This is a genomic window from Nitratireductor sp. StC3, from assembly GCF_003015025.1.
Taxonomy (GTDB): domain Bacteria; phylum Pseudomonadota; class Alphaproteobacteria; order Rhizobiales; family Rhizobiaceae; genus Mangrovimarina; species Mangrovimarina alexandrii.
Genome location: NZ_PYBP01000006.1, coordinates 220,517 through 246,004 on the forward strand (window position 1 = coordinate 220,517; position 25,488 = coordinate 246,004).

General features: G+C 65.9%; 21 protein-coding genes. 8 read left to right on the forward strand and 13 right to left on the reverse strand.

Annotation, left to right across the window (positions count from 1 at the left end; all coding sequences use genetic code 11):
* Positions 1–27: 27 nt before the first annotated feature.
* Entirely contained in the window at positions 28–714 is a 687-nt protein-coding gene (locus C7T96_RS14970; protein WP_106572095.1) for a L,D-transpeptidase, read from the reverse strand.
* A 209-nt stretch (positions 715–923) separates the two neighbouring features.
* On the opposite strand from C7T96_RS14970, the gene dsbD reads away from it, so the two are divergent.
* Genes dsbD through C7T96_RS14985 form a run of 3 tightly spaced genes read left to right on the forward strand, consistent with a single transcriptional unit; the run spans position 924 to position 4,165 of the window.
* Positions 924–2,732, forward strand: coding sequence for a protein-disulfide reductase DsbD (dsbD, locus tag C7T96_RS14975; RefSeq protein ID WP_106572050.1), 1,809 nt, complete (start codon positions 924–926; stop codon positions 2,730–2,732).
* Between the two features lies 1 nt (position 2,733).
* Positions 2,734–3,534, forward strand: a complete 801-nt coding sequence (locus C7T96_RS14980; protein WP_106572051.1) for a TlpA disulfide reductase family protein — start codon at positions 2,734–2,736, stop codon at positions 3,532–3,534.
* A 22-nt stretch (positions 3,535–3,556) separates the two neighbouring features.
* On the forward strand, positions 3,557–4,165 hold the full coding sequence (locus tag C7T96_RS14985; protein ID WP_106572052.1) for a DsbA family protein: 609 nt from the start codon (positions 3,557–3,559) through the stop codon (positions 4,163–4,165).
* Between the two features lie 10 nt (positions 4,166–4,175).
* Here C7T96_RS14985 and C7T96_RS14990 read toward each other — a convergent pair whose 3' ends face one another.
* The 6 genes from C7T96_RS14990 to C7T96_RS15015 all read right to left on the reverse strand — a co-directional run bounded on the left by C7T96_RS14990 (position 4,176) and on the right by C7T96_RS15015 (position 13,011).
* Entirely contained in the window at positions 4,176–6,101 is a 1,926-nt protein-coding gene (locus C7T96_RS14990; RefSeq protein WP_106572053.1) for a hydantoinase B/oxoprolinase family protein, read from the reverse strand.
* Between the two features lie 2 nt (positions 6,102–6,103).
* A complete protein-coding gene (locus C7T96_RS14995) occupies positions 6,104–8,152 on the reverse strand; it encodes a hydantoinase/oxoprolinase family protein (protein WP_106572054.1) in 2,049 nt (682 codons plus the stop codon).
* 73 nt (positions 8,153–8,225) lie between these two features.
* Positions 8,226–9,215 (reverse strand): ABC transporter permease, encoded by a 990-nt coding sequence (locus C7T96_RS15000; protein WP_106572055.1) that lies wholly within the window; start codon positions 9,213–9,215, stop codon positions 8,226–8,228.
* A complete protein-coding gene (locus C7T96_RS15005; RefSeq protein ID WP_106572056.1) occupies positions 9,212–10,771 on the reverse strand; it encodes a sugar ABC transporter ATP-binding protein in 1,560 nt (519 codons plus the stop codon). Before C7T96_RS15005 ends, C7T96_RS15000 begins: the two co-directional genes overlap by 4 nt.
* 33 nt (positions 10,772–10,804) lie before the next feature.
* Complete coding sequence (locus C7T96_RS15010) at positions 10,805–11,776, reverse strand: substrate-binding domain-containing protein (RefSeq protein ID WP_106572057.1); 972 nt, start codon at positions 11,774–11,776, stop codon at positions 10,805–10,807.
* A gap of 326 nt (positions 11,777–12,102) precedes the next feature.
* Positions 12,103–13,011 (reverse strand): dihydrodipicolinate synthase family protein, encoded by a 909-nt coding sequence (locus tag C7T96_RS15015; RefSeq protein WP_106572058.1) that lies wholly within the window; start codon positions 13,009–13,011, stop codon positions 12,103–12,105.
* 129 nt (positions 13,012–13,140) lie between these two features.
* Between C7T96_RS15015 and C7T96_RS15020 the strand changes: the two genes are divergently transcribed.
* The 5 genes from C7T96_RS15020 (at position 13,141) to C7T96_RS15040 (ending at position 18,258) form a co-directional block, all read left to right on the forward strand.
* Positions 13,141–13,779, forward strand: a complete 639-nt coding sequence (locus tag C7T96_RS15020) for a GntR family transcriptional regulator (protein ID WP_158264387.1) — start codon at positions 13,141–13,143, stop codon at positions 13,777–13,779.
* Positions 13,780–13,915: 136 nt separating this feature from the next.
* On the forward strand, positions 13,916–15,436 hold the full coding sequence (locus tag C7T96_RS15025; protein ID WP_106572060.1) for an altronate dehydratase family protein: 1,521 nt from the start codon (positions 13,916–13,918) through the stop codon (positions 15,434–15,436).
* Between the two features lie 195 nt (positions 15,437–15,631).
* Entirely contained in the window at positions 15,632–16,612 is a 981-nt protein-coding gene (locus C7T96_RS15030) for a LuxR C-terminal-related transcriptional regulator (RefSeq protein ID WP_106572061.1), read from the forward strand.
* Positions 16,613–16,815: 203 nt separating this feature from the next.
* Positions 16,816–17,628 carry a hypothetical protein gene (locus tag C7T96_RS15035; RefSeq protein WP_146149189.1) on the forward strand — a complete coding sequence of 271 codons (813 nt, stop codon included), beginning with the start codon at positions 16,816–16,818 and terminating at the stop codon, positions 17,626–17,628.
* An 87-nt stretch (positions 17,629–17,715) separates the two neighbouring features.
* The gene (locus C7T96_RS15040; protein WP_106572063.1) at positions 17,716–18,258 is read left to right on the forward strand and encodes a hypothetical protein; all 543 of its coding nucleotides are present in this window, start codon (positions 17,716–17,718) and stop codon (positions 18,256–18,258) included.
* Between the two features lie 183 nt (positions 18,259–18,441).
* Here C7T96_RS15040 and C7T96_RS15045 read toward each other — a convergent pair whose 3' ends face one another.
* From C7T96_RS15045 to C7T96_RS15070, 6 genes are all read right to left on the reverse strand, one after another.
* Complete coding sequence (locus C7T96_RS15045) at positions 18,442–19,488, reverse strand: permease (protein WP_106572064.1); 1,047 nt, start codon at positions 19,486–19,488, stop codon at positions 18,442–18,444.
* 277 nt (positions 19,489–19,765) lie between these two features.
* Positions 19,766–20,974 (reverse strand): CmlA/FloR family chloramphenicol efflux MFS transporter, encoded by a 1,209-nt coding sequence (cml, locus tag C7T96_RS15050; RefSeq protein WP_106572065.1) that lies wholly within the window; start codon positions 20,972–20,974, stop codon positions 19,766–19,768.
* A gap of 214 nt (positions 20,975–21,188) precedes the next feature.
* Positions 21,189–22,304, reverse strand: a complete 1,116-nt coding sequence (locus C7T96_RS15055; RefSeq protein WP_106572066.1) for a nucleoside hydrolase — start codon at positions 22,302–22,304, stop codon at positions 21,189–21,191.
* Between the two features lie 13 nt (positions 22,305–22,317).
* Positions 22,318–23,178 carry an ABC transporter permease gene (locus C7T96_RS15060; RefSeq protein ID WP_199190483.1) on the reverse strand — a complete coding sequence of 287 codons (861 nt, stop codon included), beginning with the start codon at positions 23,176–23,178 and terminating at the stop codon, positions 22,318–22,320.
* A 1-nt stretch (position 23,179) separates the two neighbouring features.
* Positions 23,180–24,082: an ABC transporter permease subunit gene (locus tag C7T96_RS15065; RefSeq protein WP_199190484.1), complete on the reverse strand. Its 903-nt coding sequence runs from the start codon at positions 24,080–24,082 to the stop codon at positions 23,180–23,182.
* A 54-nt stretch (positions 24,083–24,136) separates the two neighbouring features.
* Positions 24,137–25,483 (reverse strand): ABC transporter substrate-binding protein, encoded by a 1,347-nt coding sequence (locus C7T96_RS15070; RefSeq protein ID WP_106572068.1) that lies wholly within the window; start codon positions 25,481–25,483, stop codon positions 24,137–24,139.
* Between the last annotated feature and the right edge of the window lie 5 nt (positions 25,484–25,488).

A 25,488-nucleotide genomic window follows, 5' to 3' on the forward strand; every position in this document is an offset into this window, starting at 1 on the left:
TCCGTTTTCAGCTCAAGATGAGCGGCTTTAAGCCACCAAAAGATGTTTCATTTTAGGATCGGGGATCACCACGATCGGGCTGCCGTCCCTTACCTGATCGTGAAGATGGATGACATCCTGGTTGATCAGGCGAATGCAGCCCGACGACACCGCCTTGCCGATGCTCCAGGTCTCCGGCGTGCCGTGTATCCTGTACAACGTATCCTTGCCGTTCAGGTGAATATAAAGCGAACGGGCGCCGAGCGGGTTGAGCAGGCCGGGATCCATACCGCCATTGGCGATGCTGTAGGGTTCGAGCGACGGCTTGCGCGCCACCATCTCGTCGGGGGGCGTCCAGCGCGGCCATTTGCGGCGATAAGCCATGATGGCGCGGCCGGCCCAGGAGAACCCGTCGCGTCCCACACCTATCCCGTAGCGCATGGCGCGATTGCCCGTCTTGACGTGATAGAGATATTTGCCGGGCGTATCGACGATCAGCGTGCCGGGCTTTTCCGCGCTCGGATAGTCGACCTCCTGGCGCCAGAAGCGACGCTCGAGCTGGGTGATATCCACCTCCGGAATCGGAAACTGCTCGTCGGGCATCGCGTAATACATCGGCGGCACGGCCGGCTTCGGCGCGGCCTCGACGCGTTTCGGCGCTGCCGGCTCGGGCATGCTGACACAGCCTGAAACGACAAGCCCGCTCAAGCCGGCGAGAAAGGCCCGCCGCCCCATCGGGCCCGTGGCCGTGCGGTGCTGCGCTCCGTCTTCGTCTGCCGCCGCCGCGACGCGTTTTTCCATGCGGCTATGCGCCATCGTAAAACTCCTTCTGTCTCGATGGCCGCCCAAAACCGCACCCAGCTTAAGGCTGCCTTAAGTTGGGCCCGACACCTCGAATGTCGAACCGGCCCGCCGCATCGGCGGGCGCAAAGGACCCGCGCGTAATGAAGACGATCGTTTTCGCCTTGTTGGCAATGTTCACGGCGGCCATGCCCGCGCCCGCTGCGGCCCAGCCCGGCACCCCGCTGCCGGTCGACGCGGCGTTCGGCCTCGACGTGGCACGCGCGCCGGACGGTCGGTTGACCCTCAAATGGGAGATCGCGCCGGGTTATTATCTCTATCGCGAGCAGATCGCCGTCAGCACTGCCACCGGCCAGGCCGTCGCCGTCGACACATCGCCCGGCACCCGCAAAGACGATCCCACATTCGGTCCGTCCGAGGTCTATTACGGCCAGGCCACCGCCCGCCTCGCCGAGCCGGTTTTCGGCACGATCGAGGTCACCTATCAGGGCTGCCAGGACGGCGGCATCTGCTATGCTCCGGAAAAACGCCGGGTCGACGCGCTGACGCTCGCCGTGTCCGCGCCGCCGCGCCCCGCACCGGGCGCGGGCGTGGCCTGGCTGACGGAAGAGGCGAGCACAGGCGATGGCACACTGCCGGACGGGGCCGGTTTCGCGCTCGCCGCCGATGACGGGCTGATCGACACGCTGCTCGGCCAGGGCGGCGTCCTGCTGGTGGTCCTGAGCTTCCCGCTGTTCGGCCTCCTGCTCGCCTTCACCCCGTGCGTCTTTCCCATGTATCCCATCCTCGCCGGCGCTCTGGCGCGCGAAGGCGACAAGCTCACCGCACGGCGCGGCTTCGTGCTGTCGACCATCTACGTCCTGTCGCTCGCCCTGGCCTTCGCGTTTCTGGGCGCGGCGGCAGGCTGGTCGGGGCAGAACCTGCAGCTCGTGCTGCAGTCGCCCGTCACCATCGGCCTGCTGGCGATCCTGTTCGCCGTGCTGGCGTTGTCGATGTTCGGGCTTTACGAGTTGCAACTGCCAGGCGCGTGGACAAGCTGGATCGCCCGCCGCACCGGCGGTCTCGGCGGATCGAAACGCTCGGCTGCGCTGCTCGGCTTTTCCTCGGTGCTGATCGTCGGGCCCTGCGTGACAGTTCCGCTCGCCGGCGCGCTGCTCTACATCGCCCAGACCGCCGACATCGCGCTCGGCGCGGCGGCCCTGTTCGGCCTCGGCATCGGCAAGGGCCTGCCGCTGATCGTGCTCGGCACGCTGGGCGGGCGGGCACTGCCGCGCGCCGGCGCGTGGATGGACAGTGTCAAGCGCGTCTTCGGCTTCGGTTTCCTGGCCACGGCGATCTGGACCGCGACCCCGCTCCTGCCGGCAGGAATCGACCTGGCACTGTGGGCGGCGCTGCTGATCGCGATCGCCAGTTTCGCCTTGACCGCCAGGCTGCCCGCGCCAACCCCGCTTGCCGCCGCGCGCGCGCTCGGCGCGATCGCCCTCGTGTGCGGCGTCATCTTGATGCTGGGCGCCGCATCCGGCGGCACGGACCCGCTCAGGCCGCTGGCGCAGTTCGCCCAGCGGGGCACGCAGGTCGGACCCGGCCGCGAACTCGCCTTCGCCAGCGTCGGCTCTGCGACCGAACTCAAGGCCAGGCTCGGCGCCGCCGGCGGCCGGCCCACCCTGGTCTACTTCACCGCCGACTGGTGCGTGACCTGCCGCGTCATCGAACGTTCGGTCCTGCCCGACCCGGCCGTGGCCGACGGGCTCGCAAACTTCCAGCTCGTCAAGGCGGACCTGTCGGAGTTCAACGACGACAACGCGGCCCTGATGCGGGCGATGCGCGTCGCCGGGCCGCCGACCATGGTATTTTTCGACGCCGCCGGAAGCGAGGTCGCCAAAACCCGCCTGATCGGCTCCGTCACCGTCGACAGCCTGACGCGGTCGGCCGCCGCGGCGCGGGAGCTGTGACATGAACGCCGTCTCGCTCGGGCCGCTCGTGCTGGCGGCCGATCGCTTTGCCGTGGTGCTCGGCCTGTTCGTGTTCATGATCGTCACCGGCATCATCAGCCGGCGCGTCGATCCGCGCTTCAATGCCTGGTCGTGGTGGGCGTTTCTCGGCGGCCTCGCCGCCGCCCGCCTCGGCCACGTTCTCCTGCATCTGCAAAGCTTCCAGGCCGAACCGCTGCGCGTCTTCGCTCTCTGGCAGGGCGGGTTCTACTGGCCGACCGGCGCCGCCGCCGTCGCGGTCAGCCTGTTCCTCGTCCTCACCGGCGCCAGGCAACGTCTGTGGGCGCTGCTGCCGCTGGCGCTCGCTGTCATCGTCTGGAATACGAGCTGGCAGCTCACCGGCGGCACACGGCCGCTCGCCGTGCCCGAACGCGCCTTCGAGACGCTGGCCGGCGCCTCCTACCGGCTCGGCGAACGCGACGGCGTGCCGCGTGTGGTCAATCTGTGGGCGACATGGTGCCCGCCCTGTCGCCGCGAGATGCCGATGATGGCCGAACTCGCCGCCGACACCGAGAGCGTGGCGTTCGTCTTCGCCAACCAGGGCGAAGGCAAGCAGGCCGTCCGGCGCTATCTGGCGTCCGCCGGCCTGTCGCTGGAAACCATCCTGATCGATCCGTTCAGCGAACTGTCTCGCTTTTACGGCGCGCCGGGACTGCCGGCCACGCTGTTCATCGACGCTGAGGGCATTCTTCGCCACGCCCATCTGGGCGAGATTTCGCGCGAGGTCCTCCAGTCCAACATCGACCGCCTCGCCACCCGATGAGGCCAAACAGGAGAACTCCGAAATGATCGACCGTCGAAACCTGCTCGCAGCGGGCGCGGCCGCCGCCACCGCTCTCATCCTGCCGGTGCGCGCTGCAAAGGCGCAAAACTACCCCTCCGTGGAGGAGGTGCTGTTCGACCCGCAAATACCGGTGATCGGCAACCCGCAGGGCGACGTGACAATCGTCGAATTCTTCGACTACCAGTGCCCCTATTGCAAACGCGGCCATCCCGATCTCGTCGAGGTGGTGCGCGCGGACACAAAGGTGCGGCTGGTAATGAAGGACTGGCCGATCTTCGGCGCGCCCTCCGTCCACGCCGCCAGCCTCGTTCTGGCCGCCGGCGAGGCCTATGAAAGCGCGCACATGGCCCTGATGGCGACAAAAGCCCGGCTGAGCAGGGAGGAGATCGACCGCACGCTCCAAGACGCCGGCCACGACCCCGAACGCCTGCTGGCGCGCTCGAGGCAGGATGCGGCGCGCATCGACGGCATTTTGGCCCGCAACATGGACCAGGCCAACGCCTTCGGCTTCCGCGGCACGCCGTCCTTCCTGTTCAACACCGCCATCCATTACGGCGCCATGAGCCGGCAGGCGATCGTCGACGCGATCGCGCAGGCGCGTTCGGGCTAACGGCCCCGTTTCAGGCCGAACCGGACTTTTCAGGAACGGACACCGCCACGCCATAGGCGCTCTGCGCTGCCTCGCGCGACAGATAGCCGTCGAGCACGTCGTCGACGACCGTTTCGGGCGCTCGTCGCGCGGGGTCGCCCCAGCCGCCGCCGCCGGGCATGGCGATGTGAACCCGGTCGCCCGCGCGCACGACGACATTGGCGAATTTGCTCGGCGAGACCTTGCCGTAGGTTTCACGGGCGTCGTTCCAGTCCTCGCGCCCGGCCAGTTTGAACCGGGTCGCCGCCAGCGCGGCCACCCCGCCGCCATTAAGCCCCCACGGCGCCACCTGCTGCCGGTCGCCGACATGGCTGACGACGACCTCGTCGGCGCGGCACAAGATGGTCTTTTGCATCCCGAGCCCACCGCGAAACTCGCCCGCCCCGCCCGAATCGGGCACCAGCGACCAGTCCTCGACCAGCCACGGATAGCGCGTCTCGTAAACCTCGACGGGAATGGTACGGCAATTGCCGTTCATGCTGGAGACAGCATCGTTGCCGTCGGCGCCGTTGCGTCCGCCCCAGCCCACCGTGTGCAGATCGTAGGAGGTGTAATATTCGCCGGTACGCGGATCGGTCCCGCCGAACAGGAAGTTCGACCAGGTGCCGCCGTCGGCGGCCGGCACCCTGTCCGGCACCGCCTGCGCCAGCGCTCCCAGCACCGTATAGACGATCCGCGGATGACACTCCGTATTGCCTCCGACCGACGGGGCGGGAAACTCCACATTGAGCAGGCAGCCAGGCGGAACCAGCACACGGATCGGCCGGAAGCAGCCGGCATTCTTGGGAATGGTGAAGTCGGTGATCTGCAGGAAGGCGTTGAAGGCCGCCGCCTGCGGCACGCTGAGCGGCGTGTTCATCGGCCCGCGCGCCTGCGGGGCGGTGCCGTTGAAATCGACCACCGCCTCATTGCCGCCGACATGGACGGCAGTTCTTATCGGCAGCGCGCGCGCCTCAACCCCGTCATCCTCCATCATGTCTTCGAACGCGTAGCGGCCGTCCGGGATGTCGGCAATCTCAGCGCGCATGCGCGCCTCCGAATAGTCCAGCAGATCGGCCGCGGCACCCGCGAAACCGGTTGCGCCGTAGCGCTCGACGAGTTCCAGAAGCCGTCGTTCGCCGAGATCGACGGCGGCGATCAGCGCCCGGTAGTCGCCGTAATTGGCGCGCGGCGTGCGCACATTGGCCAGCATCATCTTCCACACATCGGGACAGTCCTGCCCGGCACGCTTGATGCGCACCGGCGGGATCCGCAGCCCCTCGGAAAACGCCTCCGTCGCCTCGGCGAAGAAGCTGCCTGGCACCATGCCGCCGATCTCGCCGATATGGCCGATCGCGCCGGCAAAGCCAACCAGCGCGCCCTGGCGGAAAATCGGTTTCAAGAACGTGTGCTCGGGCGTGTGCATGCCGCCCCGATACGGGTCGTTGTGGACGATCACGTCGCCCTCTTCCAGCGTCTCGACGGGATATTCGTCGACGATCGCCTGGACGATCAGCGGCATGCCGCCGATCATCGAGGGGCAGAAATCGCCGATCGCGATCATCGCGCCGGAGGCGTCGAACAGGCCGCAGGTGAAGTCGAGCGATTCGCTGAAGATCGGCGAATAGGCGGTGCGCATGACGGTAACGCCCATATCGCGGCAGATCGAGGCCAGATTGCCGTCCAGGATCTTCAGGTCGACGACGTCCGTCTTGCCGCGATAGGTGGCGCGATCAACAGCGCCGGACGACGCGGCCACGTCCTGCGCGCCGTTTTCGGCCCATTGCAGGCACCATTCGCCGCACACGAGACCGCCCTTGTCGCGCTCGATCGCCGCGTCCCGTCGATACAACAAAACGCCGCAATTGCAGCATTTGTCGTAGGATTCGACATAAAACCCGTTGGCTGCAAAACGCATGGTCAGGCTCCCTTGTTCGCTGTCTTGCCGGCGGAGATCACCAGATTGCCGTACACGTCGACCTCCAGCCGGAATCCCGGCCGCACCACCGTCACCGAAACGTCCTCCTCCACCAGCGCGGGGCCGTCGAAACCATGGCCCGCGGCCAGCGGGTGGCGTTTGAACACCGGCGTCGGCAGGCACCCCTCCTCGAACGTCACCATCCGCGTCGCATCGGGCTCGGCCGGCCCGGCGGCGACGGGCAGCCGGGGAAGTTCCGGCTTCGGCATGTGGGCGATCGCGGTACAGCCCATGTCCACCATCTCGATCGGCTCGTCCGGCAGATGGAAACGGTAGCGCTCCTCGAACCGGTCGTGAAAGTCGCGCCAGATCGCTTCCATTCCCTCGGCCGTGAAACGATCGACCGTCAGCGGCACCTCGAGCTCGTAGTTCTGGCCGAGATAGCGCATCTGCATCGAGCGCCGCAATTCGATGCCGCTGTCATGACCCTGCCTGTGCAGATCCTCCAGCACCTCGCGCGAAAGATCGGCCAAAACCGCGTTGGCGCGCGCCAGGTCGAAATCCCGCGACGACAGCAGCGTCGAGCGGCGCCGGTCGCTGCGCGCATCCGCCATCGTGAACCCGTAGGCGGAGAACTGGCCGGGATGGTTGGGCACGATGCCGAGTGGGATATTCGCCTGATGCATGAGATCGCACACATGCAGCGACCCGGCGCCGCCAAACGTCATCAGCGTGAACTGGCGCGGGTCGAACCCCTGCTCGATCAGCACCGCTCGCAGGGCGCCCACCATGTTGTTGTTCATGATGCGCAGGATCGCCAGCGCCGCCTGCTCCACGCTCCAGCCATGCGGCGCCGCCACGGTTTCGATCGCCGCGCGCGCGGCCGCCGCGTCCAGCGTCATCTTGCCGCCAAGAAACGACTGCGGATCGATCCGGCCCAGAACGAGATTCGCGTCCGTGACCGTCGGCCGTGTGCCGCCGAAACCGTAGCAGGCCGGCCCCGGATTGGCGCCGGCGCTCTCGGGACCGACATGCAGGCCGCCCACCTTGTCGATCCATGCGATCGAGCCGCCGCCGGCTCCGATCGTGCGGATGTCGATCATGGGAACGCGGAGCGGAATGCCGAATTCGAGCTCGTAATCGTCGGTGAAGCGTTCCCGTCCCTCGACCACCACGGAGACATCGGTCGAGGTTCCGCCAATATCGAGCGTGACCAGATTGTCGATGTTCTTGACCGCGGCAAGATGCTTGGCCGCCGTCACCCCGCCCGTGGGTCCGGACACGGCCAGGTTGACCGGTTGCGCCTCCGCGACCTCCGTCGACATCTCGCTGCCGTTGGATTTCATCAGCGCGATCCGGCCGGTGACGCCGGCCTCCACCACCCGCGCGCGGAAACTGCGAACCTGCTGGCCGACCAGCGGCTTTACATACGCATCCGCCAGCGTCGTCATCGCCCTTTGATCCTCTTTCCAGCGCGGATCGATCTCGTAGGACAGTGACACCGGCAGGTCCGGCGCCTCCTTCGCGAAAATATCGCGGATTGCCAGTTCGTGGTCGGGCCTCAGGAAGGAGAACAACAAGTTGACGGCGACCGCCTCGACCTCGCCGGTCTCCGCCAGATGGCGGGCGAGCCGGCGCACGGCCTCTACGTCGAGCGGCACGATCACCGCGCCGGTGTGGTCGACGCGCTCGGTCACCTCGAAGGCGTGGCGACGCAAGCAGAACGGTTTCGGCTTCACCCACGACAGGTCGTAGTGCGAGCGCCGGTTGCCGCGCTGGATAAAGGGCACGTCTCGAAAGCCGCGTGTCGCAAGATAGGCGACGCGCGCGCCCCGGCGTTCCAGAAGCGCGTTGGTGGCCACCGTAGTGCCGAGACGCACCGAGCTGATCTGCCCCGGATCGGCCACCTGCTGCAATCCGGTGATGACAGCAGCGGTCGGATCGCCCGGCGTCGACAGGACCTTCCAGGCCTTTAGGCTGCGCTGCTCCTCGTCGTAGAGCATGAAGTCGGTGAACGTTCCACCGGTGTCGATTCCAAGGTGCAGACTCATTCGGTTTTCCCGCGACAATGCTTGTGCGCGCCGGTCGGCGCGTCACGGTTTGGGTCTGAGAGGCGCGACGTTGTCAGCGCTTGGCGCGCCGCAACTGATCGAGCCAAACGATCACGATGATCAGGGCGCCGGTGATGATCCGTTGCCAGAACGGGTTTACGTTCAAGAGATTGGCGCCGTTGTTGATGGTGGTCAAAAGCAGCGACCCGAGCAGGGGTCCAGGCACACTGCCCACCGCGCCGAACAGGCTGGCCCCGCCGATCACCGCCGCCGCGATCGATTGCAGCTCCCAGGCCTCGCCCGTGGTCGCCACCCCGATCGAGATGCGGCTGGCCGTCAGAATGCCGACGAAGGCCGCACAGCTGGCCGACAGGATATAGGCCAGATAGATGGTGCGCGAGATGCTGATGCCAGACAACCGCGCCGCCTCCGAATTGCTGCCGACGGCGAAGAGGTGGCGTCCCCAGCGGCTGTGGCTGAGAAGCACATAGGCCGGAACGGCGACCAGCACCACCATCCACGCCAGCGACGGGATGCCGAGAAAGCTCTGCCGCGAGAAGGCGGTAAAGGCGTTGGGCAGGCCCGCGATCGTCTGGCCGTCGGTGAGCAAGAGGCCGATACCGCGCAGACCGGTCATGGTCGCCAGCGTCATGATGAACGGCGGCAGACCCATCCTGAGGATGCCGAAGGCGTGGAACGCGCCCACCACCGGGCCGATGCCCATGGTGATGAAGACAGCCAGCCAGATCGGCAGGCCCGCTTTCAGCAGCACCGCAACGACGGTGCTCGACAGGCCGACGATCGCACCCACCGAAAGGTCGATGCCGCCGGTGATGATGACGAAGGTCTGGCCGACGGCGATAATCGCCCACAGCGACGCCTGACGCGCCAGATTGGACAGGTTCGCCGAGGTCATGAAGCTTTCCGTCATCAGGCTCAGGCCGAGCCAGACGAGCAGCACCAGCCCCAGAAGGGTCAGGCTTCTGACGAACGCGAAACGCGATTGGCGCTGCTCAGCCCTGGACAGCCCGGCTTCCTGCGTTTCCGGTGCGGCGTCTTTCATGCGGCTTTTCCCCCGTTGGACGTCTTGTTGGCCGTCCCCATCGCGTCGGCCAGAATGGTCTCGTGATCAACGCCGCGCGCACCGTAGCTGCTGACCTGCCGCCCCTGGCGGAAGACATGCAGCGTGTCGGACAGATCGTAGACCTCCGGCAGGTAGGAGGAGATCATGATGATGCCGGCGCCCTTGCGCAGCAATTCGGCGAAGAGACGATAGATTTGAAGCTTGGTGCCGACATCCACACCCACCGTCGGCTCGTCGACGATGAACAAATCGGCCCCGTGATTAAGCCACTTTCCCAGAACGATCTTCTGCTGGTTGCCGCCCGAAAGCGTCCAGGTCGGCGCCTGTTGGCCGGCGGCGGAAATGTCGAGCGCGCGCATCTGCGTCCCGATCGCCTCGGCCTCGCGCCGTCGGTCGATCAGGCCGCGCGGACTGAGACGCCGGAAGATCGGCAGCGTCAGGTTGAAACCGACGTCGAGATTGAGGCACAGGCCCTGATCGCGCCGGCTTTCCGGCAACAGCACGATTCCGGCCGCGATCGCCTCGGCCTCGTTGACACCCTTCAACGCGCGGCCGCCGATCGTCACCTGGCCCGCGGTGCGGCGGCGCCTGCCGAACACGCACTCGACGAATTCGCTGCGGCCGGCGCCGATCAGACCGTAGAGCCCGACGATCTCGCCGCGTCGTACCGACAGCGAGACGTCCGAAAATCCGGGACCGGACAGGCCCTCGACGCTCAAAAGCGTCTCGCCGAATGGGATGTCTTCCTTATGATGGATCTCGCCGAGGGAACGGGCGACCATGTCGCGGATCAATTGTTTCGGCGTGGTTTCGGCGACCACCCGACTGGCGACCAGTTCACCGTCCCTGAGGACGGAAACGCGGTCGGCCAGTTCGAAAATCTCTTCCATCCTGTGACTGATATAGGAGATGGTCACGCCTTGGCTGTGCAGCCGCCTGACCAGCGCGAAGAGCTGGTCCGTCTCCGCCCGTGTGAGATAGGCCGTTGGCTCGTCGAGGATCAGGAGCTTGGTGCCGCGGATTGCCGCCCTGGCGGTGGCGACCAACTGCTGCTGGCCGATGGTCAGCGCCGACAGCGGCGCGGCGGCCGACAGTCGGAAACCGAGATCGTCGAGAATTTCCTGCGAGCGCCGCACCATGGCGCGCTCGTTCAGCAGGCCGAGCCGCTGCTGTTCCATTCCCAGGAACATATTGGCGGCCACCGTCAGGTGCTCGCACAGAACGACTTCCTGGTGCACGGCGTTGATGCCGAGATCGAGCGCTTCCTGCGGAGCGGCGAGCGCAACCTCCTGCCCCTGCCACAGAATGCTTCCCGAACTGCGCTTGTGAGCGCCGGTCAGGATCTTGATCAGGGTCGATTTGCCGGCCCCGTTCTCGCCGATGATGGCGTGGATCTCGCCGTGTCGCATGGCGAGATCCACGCCCTTGAGCGCGTACGTCCCCGGAAAGCGCTTATGAACGTCCTTGAGTTCGACGAGAAACCGCCCTTGCTGGCTGGTTTCAGCGGTTCCGCGTGGTTGATCAAGTAAGGTCATCGTCTCCCACCGGGTTGGTTCTTGCGCGGACTCTCAGTCGATTTTCGGGTTGAGCAGTTCCTGCGAACGCTCGCTGTCCATATTCTCCTGGGTGATCACGTTGACCCCGGTGTCGACCATCTCGGGCACCTTTTCGCCCTTCGAGGCCGCATAGGCAATCTTCACCCCGTCATAACCCATCCGCATCGGATCCTGGATGATGAGCGCGGCGACGATGCCGTCGGCAAGATGCTGAACCAGCTGCTCGTTGCTGTCGAAAGCCACGATCTTGATCTGATCCTGAAGATTGTTCTCCGCCACGGCCTGGCTGACGGCGACCGCCATCTTTTCGCTGCTCGCGAAGATGCCACGCAGCTTGGGATTGGCCAGGATGACATCGTTGGCGATGTTAAGCCCGGTCACGATCTGGCCGTCCGCGACCTTGTCGGCCACAATGCGGATATCGGGATATTTGTCGGCCAGAACGGCTTTGAAACCCTCTGCCCGCTGATCGAGCGATTCCGCGCCCGGCACCGAGGTGATGAGCATGACGTCGCCCTCGGCGTCGCCATGAGCCTTTGCGATCGCCGCGGCCAGCGCCTCGCCAGCCGCGCGGCCGCCTTCGACATTGTTGGTGGTGACGAAGGAGGCGTAGGCATCGCTGTTGGCGCCTGAATCGACACCCACCACGATGGTCTTGGTTGCCGCCTCGTCGATCGGCTTGCCGAGCGCCTCGTATTGCGACGCAGCGATGACGACCGCGAGCGGATTGTTGGCCACGGCGTTTTCGAGAACCGAGATCTGTCCGTTGATGTCGGAATCGGTCTGGGGACCGAGTTCGGCGATCTCGATGCCGAGTTCGTTGCCGGCCTTGCGGGCGCCCGCCAGAAGCACGCGCCAATAATAGGTCGAGGTATTTTTCACGATCACCGGGATCGTGCCTTCTGCGGCAGCAGTCGTCGGCGTTGCGGCGTGTGCCGCAAGCCCGATGATCGCCGCCGCGATCAGGCTTCTGGTTTTCAGCATGGTCCTCTCTCCCTTTGTTGCCCGGCCCCATGACCGGGCTTTCGGACATGTCCCGGCTCCGGGTGGAACCGCGACCGTCTCTCGTCAGTCGGCCCGGTCGCCTGCCGCGTCCGGACACTGGGTCCGGACGCGGACTGACGCGATGTCAGGGCGACCGGATCGGTCATCGCCGCGCGAACGGTTCTCCTCCCGTCCGGCGTCAGGCGACTGGTTCATGCGGGACAGCGGTAAACGCGCCCTTATCATTCGTCTTCGTCACGCGACGCGCCCTCCGCCGAAACGGGGACGCCGGGCGCCCAACCGCCTGCGACCGGGCGCCGGCCGCGTCAGGCCGCCTTTGCGGCCCGCTGCTTCAGCGCGGCGATCGCCGCCTTGACCACCGCCTCGACCTCGGCCCGCTCCTCACCCACAAGATCTAGACGCGGGCGACGGACATGTTCGGGCGCGCCGTAGACGAGATGCTCGGCAAACTTGATGTACTGGACGAGCTTGACGCTGGTATCCAGATGGAACGCCGGCATCAGCAGCCGATAGAGGGCGCGCGCCTCGGCGTAGCGGTCGGCCTTGCACATCTCGAACAGGGCCACGCACTCGGCCGGCCACACATTGGTCATGCCCGATACCCAGCCGACCGCACCGACGGCGACGCTCTCCACGATCAGGTCGTCGATGCCGCAGAAAACCGCGTAGCGATCCCCGACCCGGTTGTAGATGTCGGTAATGCGGCGCGGGTCGCCGCACTCTTCCTTGACGCACATGATCGTGTCGACATCGGCGAGCGCTTCCAGCTCGTCGGGCCCGACATCGACCCGGTAGGCGAGCGGATTGTTGTAGATCATGATCGGCAGGTCGCTCGCCGCGCCGACGGCGCGATACCATGCGACCGTCTCGCGCGGGTCGGTGCGATAGGCGAGGCTGGGAAACAGCATCAGCCCGTCGACGCCCATGCGCCGATAGTCGCGCGCCGCCGCCGCCGCGGCATCCTCGGAAAGATCGGCCAGGCCGGTCAGGACCGGCACGCGACCCGCCACGACGTCGCGCGCCGCCTCGATGACGGCTTCCCGCTCATCGGCGCGCAGCGACGCGTTTTCACCCAGCATCGGCAGCATGATCACCGCCGAAACCCCATTGACCACCAGCCGGTCGACGCTTCTGCGCGTGGCGTCGAGATCCAGGCTCCCATCCGCCTTGAGTTTCGTCGTTACGGCTGGGAACACCCCGGTCCAGTTGATCATTGGTCGTCCCTCTCACTCTGCAGACCGGGCATCGCCGGCTATTTGCCGAATGTATACATTCTTCATTCGACCTTGCAAGAGGGAAACGAAACGCATAGCAATATTTGTCACCAGATGGATTCCCGCTCCATGAACAAGCCCCTGATCGAAAAGAACACGGTTGCCGACCAGGTCTGCGTCGAGCTCAGGCGTCGCATCGTTGCCGGCGAGTACGAAAGCGGCATGAGGCTGCGGCAGGAAGAGATCGCCGCCGAGCTCGGCATCAGCCGGAGCCCCGTGCGCGAGGCGCTGCGTCAGCTCGAGGCCGAGGGGCTGGTCACGCTCACCTCGCAAAAGGGCGCCAAGGTCGCGCCGATTCTCGCCGAGGAGATCACCGAACTCTTCGAACTCAGGCTGCTGATCGAGCCGCATCTTCTCGCCCTGGCGATCCCCGCCAGCACCGAATCGGACTTCGAAGCGGCCGAAAAGACCATTTCTGAGATGAAAAACGCCGATATGTCGCAATGGAGCAAGCTGAACTGGCAGCTTCACCTGCAGCTCTACCAGCCTGCCCAGCGGCCGACGACACTTGGTAAGCTCGAACGGATCCACCAGACGATCGACCGCTATCTGCGCGTTCAGGTGACGCTGACCGACGGCCGTGAAAAAGCGCATGAGGAACATCAGGCGATCCTGCAGGCCTGCCGTGATCGCGACACGGAACTGGCCACGGCAATGCTGCGCAGCCACATTCTGGCTGCGGCGCGCTCCTCGCGCGGCGCGAGCTAGGCCCGCGCCTGCGAAACTTTGCACGTCGATGCAGGGGGCGCCGGCGGGCGCTCGCGCGCCGTCTGCGCATCGCCCCTCGACGGCGGCGTTTAAATATGCTCAAGATGCATAATGTCGACATTTTGAGGAGTGAGAGATGCCCGACCGTTTGCTGCGGCTATCGCCGAACGACCATGTCGCCGTCGCGCTGACGGCGCTGGAACCGGGCGAGGCGCTGTCGCCCTTTTCAGACGCCACGGTTCGCGGGCCGGTGCCGGCCGGACACAAGGTGGCGCTGCGTTCGGTCGGGGCGGGCGAGCAGGTTCTGCGCCTCGGCCAGCCGATCGGCATCGCCGCCAGGCCCATCGCGGCGGGCGAGCATGTCCACATGCACAATCTCGACTATCCGGGCTCGCTCGCCGGCCACACCATCACCGTGACGCCGCCGCCGGCCTTGACCAACCGTGAGCCGCCGACCTTTCTCGGCTATCGCCGCGACGATGGCCGGGTCGGCACGCGCAACTATATCGGCGTCCTGACGACCGTGAACTGCGCTGCCGGGGTCGCCCACCTGATCGCCAATCGCTTTGCCGATCCGGCCTGGCGCAACGACCATCCCCACATCGACGGCGTGGTGGCGCTGAGCCACGGCAGCGGCTGCAGCGTCTCCGACGGCAGCCCCTCGATGGACATGCTGCGCCGGGTGCTCGCCGGGTATGCCCGCCACCCCAATTTCGCTGGCGTGCTGATCGTCGGCCTCGGCTGCGAGGACAATCTGATCGAGCTTTTGTGCGAGCAGGAAGGGCTTGAGCTCGGCGGCACCGTGCGCAGCCTTACCATCCAGGAGGTCGGCGGCACTCGCGCGACGGCCGATGCCGGCGCCGCGATCGTGCGCGAGATCATGGCCGAGACTGGCAACCAGGGCCGCGAACCCCTTCCGGTTTCGGAGCTCTGTGTCGGCCTGCAATGCGGCGGCTCCGACAGTTTTTCCGGCATCAGCGCCAATCCGGCGCTCGGCGTCGCCGCCGACATCCTGGTCGGTCACGGCGGAACCGCGATCCTGTCCGAAACGCCGGAGATCTACGGCGCGGAGAACCTGCTCCTGCAGCGGGTCGCAAGCGAGGATGTTGGCCGCCGGCTGATCGAACTGCTCGACTGGTGGAAGGACTACACCGCGCACGAGCCTAAGGGTTTCGACAACAACCCCTCCCCCGGCAACCGCGCGGGCGGCTTGACGACGATCCTGGAAAAATCCCTGGGTGCCCTGTCCAAGGGCGGTTCGACGACGCTTATGGAGGTCTACCCCTATGCCGAAGCCGTGCGCAAGCGCGGCCTGGTGTTCATGGATTCGCCCGGCTACGACCCGATCTCGGTCACCGGCCAAATCGCCGGCGGTGCCAATCTGATCTGCTTCACCACCGGGCGCGGCTCCTGTTTCGGCTGCCGGCCCTCTCCCTCGCTGAAGATCGCGACCAACAGCGCCATGTATCGGCGCATGCAGGACGACATGGATGTCAATTGCGGCACCGTGCTCGACGGCGAGGCCTCGCTGGAGGAAGCCGGCCAGGCGATTTTCGAGGCAATGGTGCGCACCGCCTCCGGCGCGCCGACAAAAAGCGAGTTGCTCGGTTACGGCGAGCACGAGTTCCTGCCCTGGCACGTCAACGCCTGGGTCTGAGACCGGCCCGGACAGGCGGCCGCCACGACGATGCAAACCGCAAGCGCGGGCTCGGGATTGCCGCCAGTCTTGTCGGCATACCCGGGTCTTTCGGCCAAGCGTCGCACCCGCTAAAGATGAGCTGTAGCGGCTTCGCCGTCGCGACGCTCGACATGTGGCGCGGCACGGGCACCGGAATGAAAGACCAAGCGGCCGATGCGGGAAAAAGCTGAAAATATTTCGGAATTTCTTCTCGGCCTTTATGCCAATGCCGCCGAAGCGTCTCCGGACGAATTCCGCCGACAGACCTTGCGGCGGCTCGGCGGGCTGATCGCATTCGATTTCGCGCTCTGGGGCGGGGGCCGCGCCGAAGACCGCCGGGTGAGCGACCTGACCGCGCTCGGTCAAACGCCGCGCGTGATCGAGGACTGGTCGGCGGTGGCGGATACGGACGCCTTTTGCGACATCGCGCTGAACCGGATCGGACAGACCGCGCGTTTCGACGATGTCGAGAATTATCGCCGCACCCCCGCCTACAACGAGCACTGGAAGCGTTTTGGTGCCCGGCAGATGATGGCCACGATCGCGGCCGAGCCGCAGGACGGTTATGTCAGCTTCGTCGGGCTCTGTGCCGACACCGAAACGGCGGTCTTTTGCGATGCCGCGCGCAGGCTCAAACACGCGCTGATGCCGCATCTGTCGGCAGCGCTCCGCATCAATCGGCAAACGACGCTTTGCCGTCACGCCGACCGCGACGAGGCCGTCGGCCTGATCGGCCGCGACGGCTGGGTTCTGGCCTCGCATGGATGTTTCACCGAATTGCTGCGAGGGGAGTCCGACCGGCCGGACCGGCTGCCGGCCGCGCTGCGCGCCGCCCTGCCGACCGGTTCGCCCTGGCAAGGTCGAACTGTGGCCGCGATCGCAGAAAGGCTCGGCGAGCACTATCTGCTGCGCCTGCGCCATCTCGGGCCGCTTGCGCGCCTGACCGGCCGGGAGCGCGAGATCGCGCAGCATTATGTCGACGGCCTGACCTATCGCGAGATCGCCACAGCCCTCCGCATCGCCCCGTCGACGGTGCGCAACCATATCTTCAATCTCTACGGCAAGCTCGACATCGCCAGCAAGATCGAACTGGCGCGGCTTTGCGGCCGGGAAGCGGACGCCGCGCCGCGCCCCGATGTGCCGCACAGCGGGTGAAGCACGTTTCGGCTCTGCGGCGAGACGACCGGGCAGCCTGCCCGTCTTCACGCCGTTGCCGGTAGGGCATATGTCTCATTCACGCCGACCGTGCGACCTTGGTAAGCTTCCTGCCATGCTGCGAGCGGCTCGCCGATGGCCGCGCGCTGAACGGAAACGGCGATAACGCCCCGGCGGCGGCCGCGCGGCGCGAGGATGACGAGATGGCACAAACACGCAATGGCGGCAAAAGAACCCTGGCTGGATGGGTGGTCGCGGTTCTGAGCACGGCGATGCTCGCCATTGCCGGCACGCCGACCCTGGCGGAAATCGACGGCCACGGCCCCGACGCCTGGCGTGTGACCGGCGTTTCCCCCCGCGACGCGCTCAACGCCCGCATGGGACCGGGCACGGCCTACTCGGTGCTGACGCGTTTTGCCCATGACGAGCGCGGCATGCAGCAGGTCACCTGTGTGCCTTATTACACCCCCGCCCACCGCGCCGCGATGTCGCGGGCCGAGATCGCCGCCCTGCCGCCGCGCTGGTGCCTGATGCGCAGCGCGGACCTGGCCAGGGCCGGCTGGGTCAACGCCGACTATCTCGAACCCGATTATGGCGGGCCGGCAGGCGGCGGCGATCTCAGCCGCGAACCGGGCGACGATCTCATCGTCGCGGGGGAGGAACTGGTCAGGACCCTTTACGAGATGCGCTCGATCGAGGATGCGGGCGGCAACACCGGGCTCTATCGTCTTCAAGGCGCAAAACGCTATTTCCATCTCGAGGTCGCCAGGGCGTTGGTGTCGGGGCAGGCGGGCGCCGATCCGATCTATGGCGCGCAGGATTTCGACGGCCATTGCGAGGAACCCCGGCGGGACGCCGACAGGCCGATGTTTCGCGGCATGATCACCGTCCATGTCGACTGCGTCAATTTCGGCCGGCCGCAACGCGCGACCTACAGCCTGCGGGCCGATCCCGACCAGGCGGGCGCCCCCGTCCGGATTTTCCGCATCGACCATGACGGCTGGTCCTTCCCCTAACCTTTTCCCTTGATCTCCTTCCCCTGACTTCGGCCGCGCCCGGCGCTGCCTCGCTCCCCATCCCGACCACACGAGGAAACCCAGATCATGCACCCTTTCGTTCACCGCATCGCCGCGCTGGCGCTGACAAGCATCCTGTTCCTGACAGCCGGAAAGGCCGTTGCAGTGGAAACCGTCCGGCTCGGAACCGTCACCGCGGTCATCGACGCGCAGGCCTATCAGGGCGAAACGCTGCGCGTGCCCAGCGAGGGCACGGCGACGGCGACGCTGAGTAATTTCGGCCCGCTCAGCCGCGTCTCCGTTCAGGCACACGCCGTGGACGGCAAGAGCCGGATGAAAAACGTCCTGGTCGTGGAATTCTCGCTGATGGGAGCCGGGCCGGACGCGCCGGCTTCCGACCCGAGCATATCCTGGTGGCCCGAAGGCATGGGCGCGCCGTTTTATGTTGCCGGCGACGAGGGCGGCTCGGTCGAACTGACCCTCGACACGCTGACCCTTGGCGGCGAACCGGAGACCTCCGGCAGCTTCGTCGCGCGGCTCTGCCGCAAGCAGGACATGTTTTCCGAACCCGATGCCGACGCCTGCATCGATGTGGAGGGGACATTCGACACGCCTCTGGTCGCGGACTAGAGTTGCAGGCAAAGCGGAAACCGGTTCGCCGTTCGCAAACGCGTCAAAATAACAAATGGGGCCGGTCTGCGCGTCCGTGAAAAGCAGAACGGCTCCAAGGCCGCGGCGGGCGGCTCCGGCGTGTCGGCCGCGCAAAAGCCGGGACGGCGGCGGAGCCGGATGACCGTCCGCCGCCGCAGTCGGTCATAGCCACGCTTGGTAAAGGAGCCCGCTCGCCAGCGATCCGACCAAGGCAAGCACGATATAAAGCACGAACACCGGGCGCCGCACCAGGGCGAAGACGGCGATCGCGGCGGGCAACGACGTCACGCCGCCGGCCACGAGAAAGGCAAGCCCGGCACCCGGCGCCATGCCCTGCTCGATCAAGCCCGACACCAGCGGCAGCGCCGCGTAGCCGTTGAGATAGGCGGGGACGCCGACCAGGGTCGCCGTGACGATCGGCGCGATTCCCGCGCCGCCAAGGCCGGAGGCGATCCATTCCTGCGGAACATAGGCCAGCATCAAGCTTTCCAGCAGGAAGGCGAGGCTGAGCCATTTGAGCAGAAACAGCGTCGCCGAGCCGGCCGCGCGCGCGAAGCGGGTGCGCCGCTCGGGCTCGGACCAGAACGCCCAGGCGACCGGGCCTGGAGCGCGGACCGCCGACGCGCCGCAGCCGCCATTGCCGACGCCCGGCCGCAGCGGATCGCCAAGCAGTCCCATCTGCATCAACAGATGGGTCGCGTAGCCGCCGAACAGTCCGAGCCCCACGGCCGCGAACGTCTTGGCGAGCGCGAACTCGAACCCGAGAAGCCCCGATGTCAGGACGAACATCGACGGGTCGATCACCGGCGAGGCGAGCCAGAACGCCATCACGCCGGACAGCGGCACCCCCATGGCCAGGAGCGCGGCAATCAGCGGGATAACCCCGCACGAGCAGAACGGCGACAGACCGCCGAATGCGGCGGCGACCGCGATCATGACCAGCGGCGAACCGGCAAAGACACGGGCGATCAAATTGTCGGCCCCGCTCGCCGTCGCATAGGCCGCGACCGCGATCGAAAGCACGAGATAGGGCGCGGTCTCCGCCAGCGAGCCAATCACGAACCACAGGCTGAGCCGCGCCTGGGCCGGGGCCAGCGCGGCGAGGAGAGCCAGGATCAGGGCGGTAACCAGCCAGACGCCGCCGCCGCGCCACGCCTCGCGGACAAGGCCCGTTCCCCGGTTTCCGATCCGCAAAAAAGCTTCCGTCATCTCGACCTGTCCGGCTGTTGGTTTCCTGGTGCGGGGCAGACGGCCCCGCCCTGTGACGGCACGACACCGATATATCGACAGCGCACAAGCGCTCGTCTGCCCTGCGACGTATCCACCCAAAAAACTATATAACTAATTTTTTAGTTTAATCAAGCGCCATCCGTACCTGCCAAAGACCGACCGCCGTGACCTGGATCACCTGATCTTGGCGCAACGGCGGGCGACCGTCACAAGCCCGCCATTCAAGCCGGCGACCGCGTGCGTGACATCGAAAGGGTCACCGGCGACTGTCGAGCACCTTCTCCCGTGAGCGAAGCAGCAGCAGACCCAGCCATACCAGCACTGCCATGGTTGCCGAATAGCCGGCCAGCGGCCAGGCCGTGTCGCCGTCCAGCAGCGTGATCCAGGCCGTTCCGACGACGCTTACGATCAGGCTTTGCAGGCAGAAATAGAAGGCGACCGCCGCGCCGGCGATGTCGTCGAACTGCGACAGAGCGCCATTCGCGGTGACCGATACCGTCAAGACGATACCGACCGCCGCGACCCACATCGGCAGGATGAACGTCGCAAAGGACGCCGTGCCGAAGAGTTGGGCAAGCCCCAATAGCGTCGCCCCGCACAGGAGCAGGGCCATTCCGCGGGCCACGCACCCGGCGACGCCCCATCTGGTAACGAACGCCTTGGTAAAGCGGGTGGTCGCGATCATCACCGCCGCCACACTTGCGAAGGCGAGGCTGAAGCCGATCTGCGAATAGCCGGCCGGCCCTATCAGCACGCGCGGCGCCGTCGAGAAAAACACGAAAAACGTGCCCATCGCCGCGCCGAATGCGGTCGTGTAGACCCAAAAGGCCGGACTGCGGAAAATCGGCAGCACCGATCTGCGGCTTTGCGCCCGGTCCAGGGGCCGCGTTTCCGGCCATTTCAGGCTGGCGTTCGCAACCGCGATCGCGGCCATCGCCGCTAGCGCGACGAAAATCGCCCGCCATCCGAAAATGCCGGCGATCGACGCGCCGGCGATCGGGCCCAGCGCCGGAACGAATGCGAGGATCGAGCCGAAAAGGCCGTATATGACCGCGCCTTCGGGGCGTTCGGCATAGATGTCGCGGATCGTCGCGAAGGTCGCGACCAGCATGGCCGACGCGCCGATCGCCTGAAGGACCCGAAACGTGACGAAAAGCGTCGCGGTGGAGACCGAGGCCATCCCGACGGAAGCGGCGAGGAACAGCCCGGCCCCGCACAGCAGGACCGGACGACGCCCGACGCGGTCCGACAAGGGCCCGAAGACCACCTGCCCGACGCCAAGCATCACCATGTAGAGGCTGAGCGTCAGTTGAATCACCAGCGGCGTGGTGTTCAGCACGCCGGGCATCGCCGGAACGACGGGAAGATAGATGTCCATTGCCAGCGACGCCAGGACATCGAAGGGCGCCATCAGAAGCAGGGTCGACGGCAGCGTATAGGCCCATTTGGGGCGCGGTGTGGTCATGACGAAACGTCCGCTCGAAAGGAAAACGAACGGCGTCCACGCGTCAGGGACCGGCTGGAACGAGACGAACGGAACGCCGCAGCAACAAGGAGAGTTGCTGCGGCCTATCTGTCTGTTGAAACGACGCTTCCCATACCTGCCACCGGAAAACAGCTGATGGTGCGGCGCTTATCCGACAAAGCCGCGTTTGGCAATATCGTGGCCGTCAAATGCCTCAGCGCGGCGCCTGGCGCTCGAGCACGGCGTAAAAATCCTCGAAGATCGCGTCGCGATTGATGTCGAAGGCTTCCAGCATCGCGTGGCGCCCGCCGGGATGGCGCCAGTAAAGTTCCTCGTCGAGAACCGGGGAGGTGGTCAGCGTGGTGGCGACGTAGCTTGGGTCGAACAGCCAGGCGATGTTGATCACGTCCCAGATCACCCAGGTCTTGGTCTGCGCCTCGCTGATCGCGAACATCTCGTGCAGCGGATTGTGCGTGTAGAGATGGAACAGATAATCGCCGATGGCGCCGCGGCCTTTGACGAAGCGCTCCATCTCCGGCAGCGATATCTTCAGCTGCGCGCCGACATGGTAGCCCGGCAGGTAGACATGCGGCACGCCGCAATCGAACAACAGCCGCGAGGCCAGCCGGTCCTGCACCAGATTGAGCGACGGCTTGTTGGAAAACGGCGCATGGGAGGGAAAGCCCGAGGTCCACACCACGACGATGTTTTCGATGATGTCGGGTGCCATCAGCAGGGCCGAGGCGACATTGGTCAACGCCCCCATCGCGGCGATGTAGAGCGGCCCGTCGCCCTTGGCGCGCGCGCGTTCGATGATGAACCGCGCCGCCGGCGTGTCGAGCGGCTCCTCCAGGCTGGTCAGATAGCCGGGCGAGCCGCGAAACGCCTTGCCGTCGGCCGGCAGATGGCATTTGTCGAACACGCGCAAAATTTCCTGATAGGAGAGCTCCGCGCCCTCCTCCGGTCCGACGAAGCGGATGTCCTCGGCCCGCCGCCCGGCCGCAACCACTCGTTCGGCCCAGCCGCCGAGCCCGCCCATGAAGCGCTCCTCCTCGGCGTCCTTGGGCCCGCCGGCGCGCACGATCTCGGTGCTGCGGATCAGCCCGTCGCGATGATGCGCGAAGGAAAACGGCACCGCGGTCACCCCTTCCAGATCGAGCCGCTCGGGACAAAGCAGCGCCCAGGCCAGCGCGTACTGGTCGTCGATCTCGTTGGCCGCGTCGGTGTCGATGATGACCCGCGGCCGCGCCGCCGGTCGCCCCAGGCGCTTTCTCACCAGTTCGGGAGGAAGTGTGGGGAAGCGCTCCAGGATCGAAGCCGGTGTCGTCATGATGGTCGTGTCCTCAATTTCCGAAACCCTTGCCGAACGCCTCTTCCTTGATGAAGCGTTCCGACAGGATGAGCAGGATGATCCCCGGCAGGGTGACGATCAGCGTGATGCCGGCGGCCGAGGCGTCGAGCGTGCCGCCGGAAATCTTGGAAAACAGCAGCGTCGGCAGCGTGACGATCTGGCCCTGGCCGAGGAAGAAGGTCAAAAGGAAGATGTTGGTCGATACCAGGAAGGTGAACAGCGCCCCTGCCACCACGCCCGGCAGCAGCATCGGCAGCGTCACGCGCCACAGGATCTGCCGGCGATTGGCGCCCAGGATCATCGCCTGTTCCTCGAAATCCCGGCCCAGCCCCTGATAGACCGCCGTCAGCATGCGCACCATGTAGGGAATGGTCGGGATCAGATGGGCGATGATGATGCCGACATAGCTGCCGGCCAGGCCGAGCCGGATGAAGATCATCAACAGCGCGATGCCGATGGCCGCCTCCGGGACGATTAGCGGCAGGGACAGGAAGAACTCGAACGCGCTCTTGCCGCGAAAGCGCTCGCGCGCCAGAACCCTGGCCGCGGGCAGGCAGATCGCCAGGCAGATCACCGTGACGACGCTGCCGATGAAAACGGTATTGACCGTCGCCTCCCAGACCCGCGAATAGGGCGAGAACACGTAGTCCCAGGCGAGCGGCAGCATCGACTTGTCGCGCTGCTCCAGCCACCAGGTCGACGGCAGCAGGTCCGGCCAGGCCCAGCGGAACGCGAAACTCTGGATCAGCAGCGGAATGAACGGCCCCAGAATGAAGCCGGCGATCACGATCAGATAGAATTTCTGAAACGGCGACAGGCGCTCCGACAGGCTCTGCACGTGTTTGAAGGCCATCTCAGTTCCGCCCCATATTCATCTCGTAGCGCCGATAGGCGGCCAGATAGGCGAAAAGGATGACCCCGGAGACGAGGCCGATCGACACCACCGTCGCCATGCCCTGTAGCTGCAGCGTGTAGTCGGCGTCGTTGAAATAGCGCCACGCCACCACCGGCAATGTGTCGGGAAAGCCGCCGCCGAGGATGAAGGGCGCCTCGAAGGCCCCGACATTGAAGGCGAAGCAGATTAGCGTCGAGGACACGATGCCGGGCAGGATTTGCGGCAGGGTCACGCGGAAAAAGATCGTCTTGCGGTCGGCCCCCAGGATCGCGGCCGCCTCCTCCGTCTCGCGCCCGATCCCCAACAGGACCGCGTAGACGGCGAGCGTGATGAAGGGCACCTGTTTCCACACATAAACGGCGATGATGCCCCAGCCGTAATGGGTCTTCAGAATCTGCGGAAACTGGCCCGGATCGTCGATCAGCCCGGCAAAGGCGGCGAGTCTCGACAACATGCCGCCATTGCTGAGCATCAACACGGCGAGTGCGATGCCGACCGTGTAGGGGATCATCAGCGGCAGCTTGTAGAGATATTTGTAGAAGGTCTTGCCGGGAAACGCCTTGATCAGCGCCAGCGCGAGCAGCACCGCCAGCACCAGCGCGATCACCGTCGACACCGTGGCGTAATATAGCGTCAGACCGAGCGACCACCAGAACGAGGTCGACGACCACAGCGCCCCGAAATAGGAAAAATCGGGAAAGGTGTTGACGCCGAACCAGGGCGCGAAGCCGAGCGACTGCAGAACCGCCAGCACCAGCGCCCCGCCGAACAGCACGAACAGGACCGCCAGGATCGGCGTCAGTTGCAGGATGACGCGCAGCCGCTCCCGTCTGCGCATCGTGTCGTGTCGTGCCTGTGTCACCGTGGCCTCCGGGCGGAGCCGCCGCCGCCGCCCAAGGCGGCGGCGGCGTTGGCGTTACTTGTTCAGGTTCTCCGCCGCGCGCGCGACGATGTCGGCGATCGGCGCGTCGCTACCGCGCTCGATATAGTCCAGCCAGGTCGCCTCGATCACGTCGACCAGCGTGGCGTTGGTGTCGGGGGCGGTGTTGGCGTCGAGTTCGGCCGGGTCCACGCCGACATGGCCGGGCGAGGCCTCGGCGAGCGCGGCCACGTCTTCGTCCGACAGTTTCCAGGGATCGATGCCGGCCGGCATGCCGACATTCTTCAGCTTGGACACCTGCGAATCGACCGAGGTCATGTAGTTGACCAGCACCAGCGCGGCGGCCGGGTTCGGCGCGTTGGCCGGGATCGCCAGATAGTTCTTGTTCTTGATCATGTTGCCCTTGGGAAAGATGAATTCCTGGGCTTGTTCGGGATAGGTCCCGGTCGCAAGGCCGGTCGCCACGGCGTAGAGGCCGAACTTGCAGTTGAAGTTCACCTCGCCGTTGAGGAACAGCCCGTCGAGTGCGGCATTGTCTTCGGGATAACGCGGCTTGCCGCCATTGGCGTCCAGAAGCAGCGGCTCCAGTTCCTTGAGGTATTCTAGACCCGGCGTGATCAGGCGCGCGAGTTCGGCAGCTCCGATCTCGTCGAGCGAGGCCTGGAAGGCCTCCGCGCCGTTGCCGTCCGGATTATGCGCGTAGATCGCGGCCTGGACGAACGTGTTGCCGAGATAATGCGGCGGCTTGATATAGGTGAACTTGCCCGGATTCTTCTCCAGATAGGCGCGCAGTTCCTCGAAAGTCGACGGCACGTCGCCGGCCTCTACGCGCGCGGCGTTGACCGCGCACACATATTGCTCGCCCGACCACGGCATTTCCTTACCCTCGGTCTCGACGCCGAAATCCCGGAAATTGAGCAGCGAGCGGCTGTCGGACTGGTCCCATTCGATGTTGACCGCGTTCGGTAGCAATTGCGCGAAGCTGCCGAACAGCGCGTCCTGGCGCTTCAGGGTGGCGAAATTCTCGCCGTTCAGCCAGATCGCGTCGACGCTGCCCTCGCCGACGCCCTTGCCGGAATTTTTCTCTGCCAGCACCAGGTCGATGGCATCCTTGGTGCTGGTGATGCGCACGGGGTTGAGCTTGACGCCCTCCGCCTCGAGCGCCGGCGCGACCACGCGGTCCATCCACACGTTCAAGACATCGTTGCCGCCCCAATAATAGAGATTGACGGTCCCTTCCTCCTTGGCCCGGGCCTGGACTGTGTCCCAGCCGGCCGATCCGTCCAGGAACGCGTCGCGGAACTGCTGGGCCTGTTCATCGGCGAAGGCGGCGGTGCCGTACATCACGAGTGCGGCGGCGAGATATTTTGGGGTCGATCGCATTGTTT

What these genes read in the sequence shown, in the direction of transcription:
- C7T96_RS14970 (WP_106572095.1), bottom strand. Translation starts at nt 714, where the DNA reads ATGGGGCGGCGGGCCTTTCTCGCCGGCTTGAGCGGGCTTGTCGTTTCA.
- dsbD (WP_106572050.1), top strand. Translation starts at nt 924, where the DNA reads ATGAAGACGATCGTTTTCGCCTTGTTGGCAATGTTCACGGCGGCCATG.
- C7T96_RS14980 (WP_106572051.1), top strand. Translation starts at nt 2,734, where the DNA reads ATGAACGCCGTCTCGCTCGGGCCGCTCGTGCTGGCGGCCGATCGCTTT.
- C7T96_RS14985 (WP_106572052.1), top strand. Translation starts at nt 3,557, where the DNA reads ATGATCGACCGTCGAAACCTGCTCGCAGCGGGCGCGGCCGCCGCCACC.
- C7T96_RS14990 (WP_106572053.1), bottom strand. Translation starts at nt 6,101, where the DNA reads ATGCGTTTTGCAGCCAACGGGTTTTATGTCGAATCCTACGACAAATGC.
- C7T96_RS14995 (WP_106572054.1), bottom strand. Translation starts at nt 8,152, where the DNA reads ATGAGTCTGCACCTTGGAATCGACACCGGTGGAACGTTCACCGACTTC.
- C7T96_RS15000 (WP_106572055.1), bottom strand. Translation starts at nt 9,215, where the DNA reads ATGAAAGACGCCGCACCGGAAACGCAGGAAGCCGGGCTGTCCAGGGCT.
- C7T96_RS15005 (WP_106572056.1), bottom strand. Translation starts at nt 10,771, where the DNA reads ATGACCTTACTTGATCAACCACGCGGAACCGCTGAAACCAGCCAGCAA.
- C7T96_RS15010 (WP_106572057.1), bottom strand. Translation starts at nt 11,776, where the DNA reads ATGCTGAAAACCAGAAGCCTGATCGCGGCGGCGATCATCGGGCTTGCG.
- C7T96_RS15015 (WP_106572058.1), bottom strand. Translation starts at nt 13,011, where the DNA reads ATGATCAACTGGACCGGGGTGTTCCCAGCCGTAACGACGAAACTCAAG.
- C7T96_RS15020 (WP_158264387.1), top strand. Translation starts at nt 13,141, where the DNA reads ATGAACAAGCCCCTGATCGAAAAGAACACGGTTGCCGACCAGGTCTGC.
- C7T96_RS15025 (WP_106572060.1), top strand. Translation starts at nt 13,916, where the DNA reads ATGCCCGACCGTTTGCTGCGGCTATCGCCGAACGACCATGTCGCCGTC.
- C7T96_RS15030 (WP_106572061.1), top strand. Translation starts at nt 15,632, where the DNA reads ATGCGGGAAAAAGCTGAAAATATTTCGGAATTTCTTCTCGGCCTTTAT.
- C7T96_RS15035 (WP_146149189.1), top strand. Translation starts at nt 16,816, where the DNA reads ATGGCACAAACACGCAATGGCGGCAAAAGAACCCTGGCTGGATGGGTG.
- C7T96_RS15040 (WP_106572063.1), top strand. Translation starts at nt 17,716, where the DNA reads ATGCACCCTTTCGTTCACCGCATCGCCGCGCTGGCGCTGACAAGCATC.
- C7T96_RS15045 (WP_106572064.1), bottom strand. Translation starts at nt 19,488, where the DNA reads ATGACGGAAGCTTTTTTGCGGATCGGAAACCGGGGAACGGGCCTTGTC.
- cml (WP_106572065.1), bottom strand. Translation starts at nt 20,974, where the DNA reads ATGACCACACCGCGCCCCAAATGGGCCTATACGCTGCCGTCGACCCTG.
- C7T96_RS15055 (WP_106572066.1), bottom strand. Translation starts at nt 22,304, where the DNA reads ATGACGACACCGGCTTCGATCCTGGAGCGCTTCCCCACACTTCCTCCC.
- C7T96_RS15060 (WP_199190483.1), bottom strand. Translation starts at nt 23,178, where the DNA reads ATGGCCTTCAAACACGTGCAGAGCCTGTCGGAGCGCCTGTCGCCGTTT.
- C7T96_RS15070 (WP_106572068.1), bottom strand. Translation starts at nt 25,483, where the DNA reads ATGCGATCGACCCCAAAATATCTCGCCGCCGCACTCGTGATGTACGGC.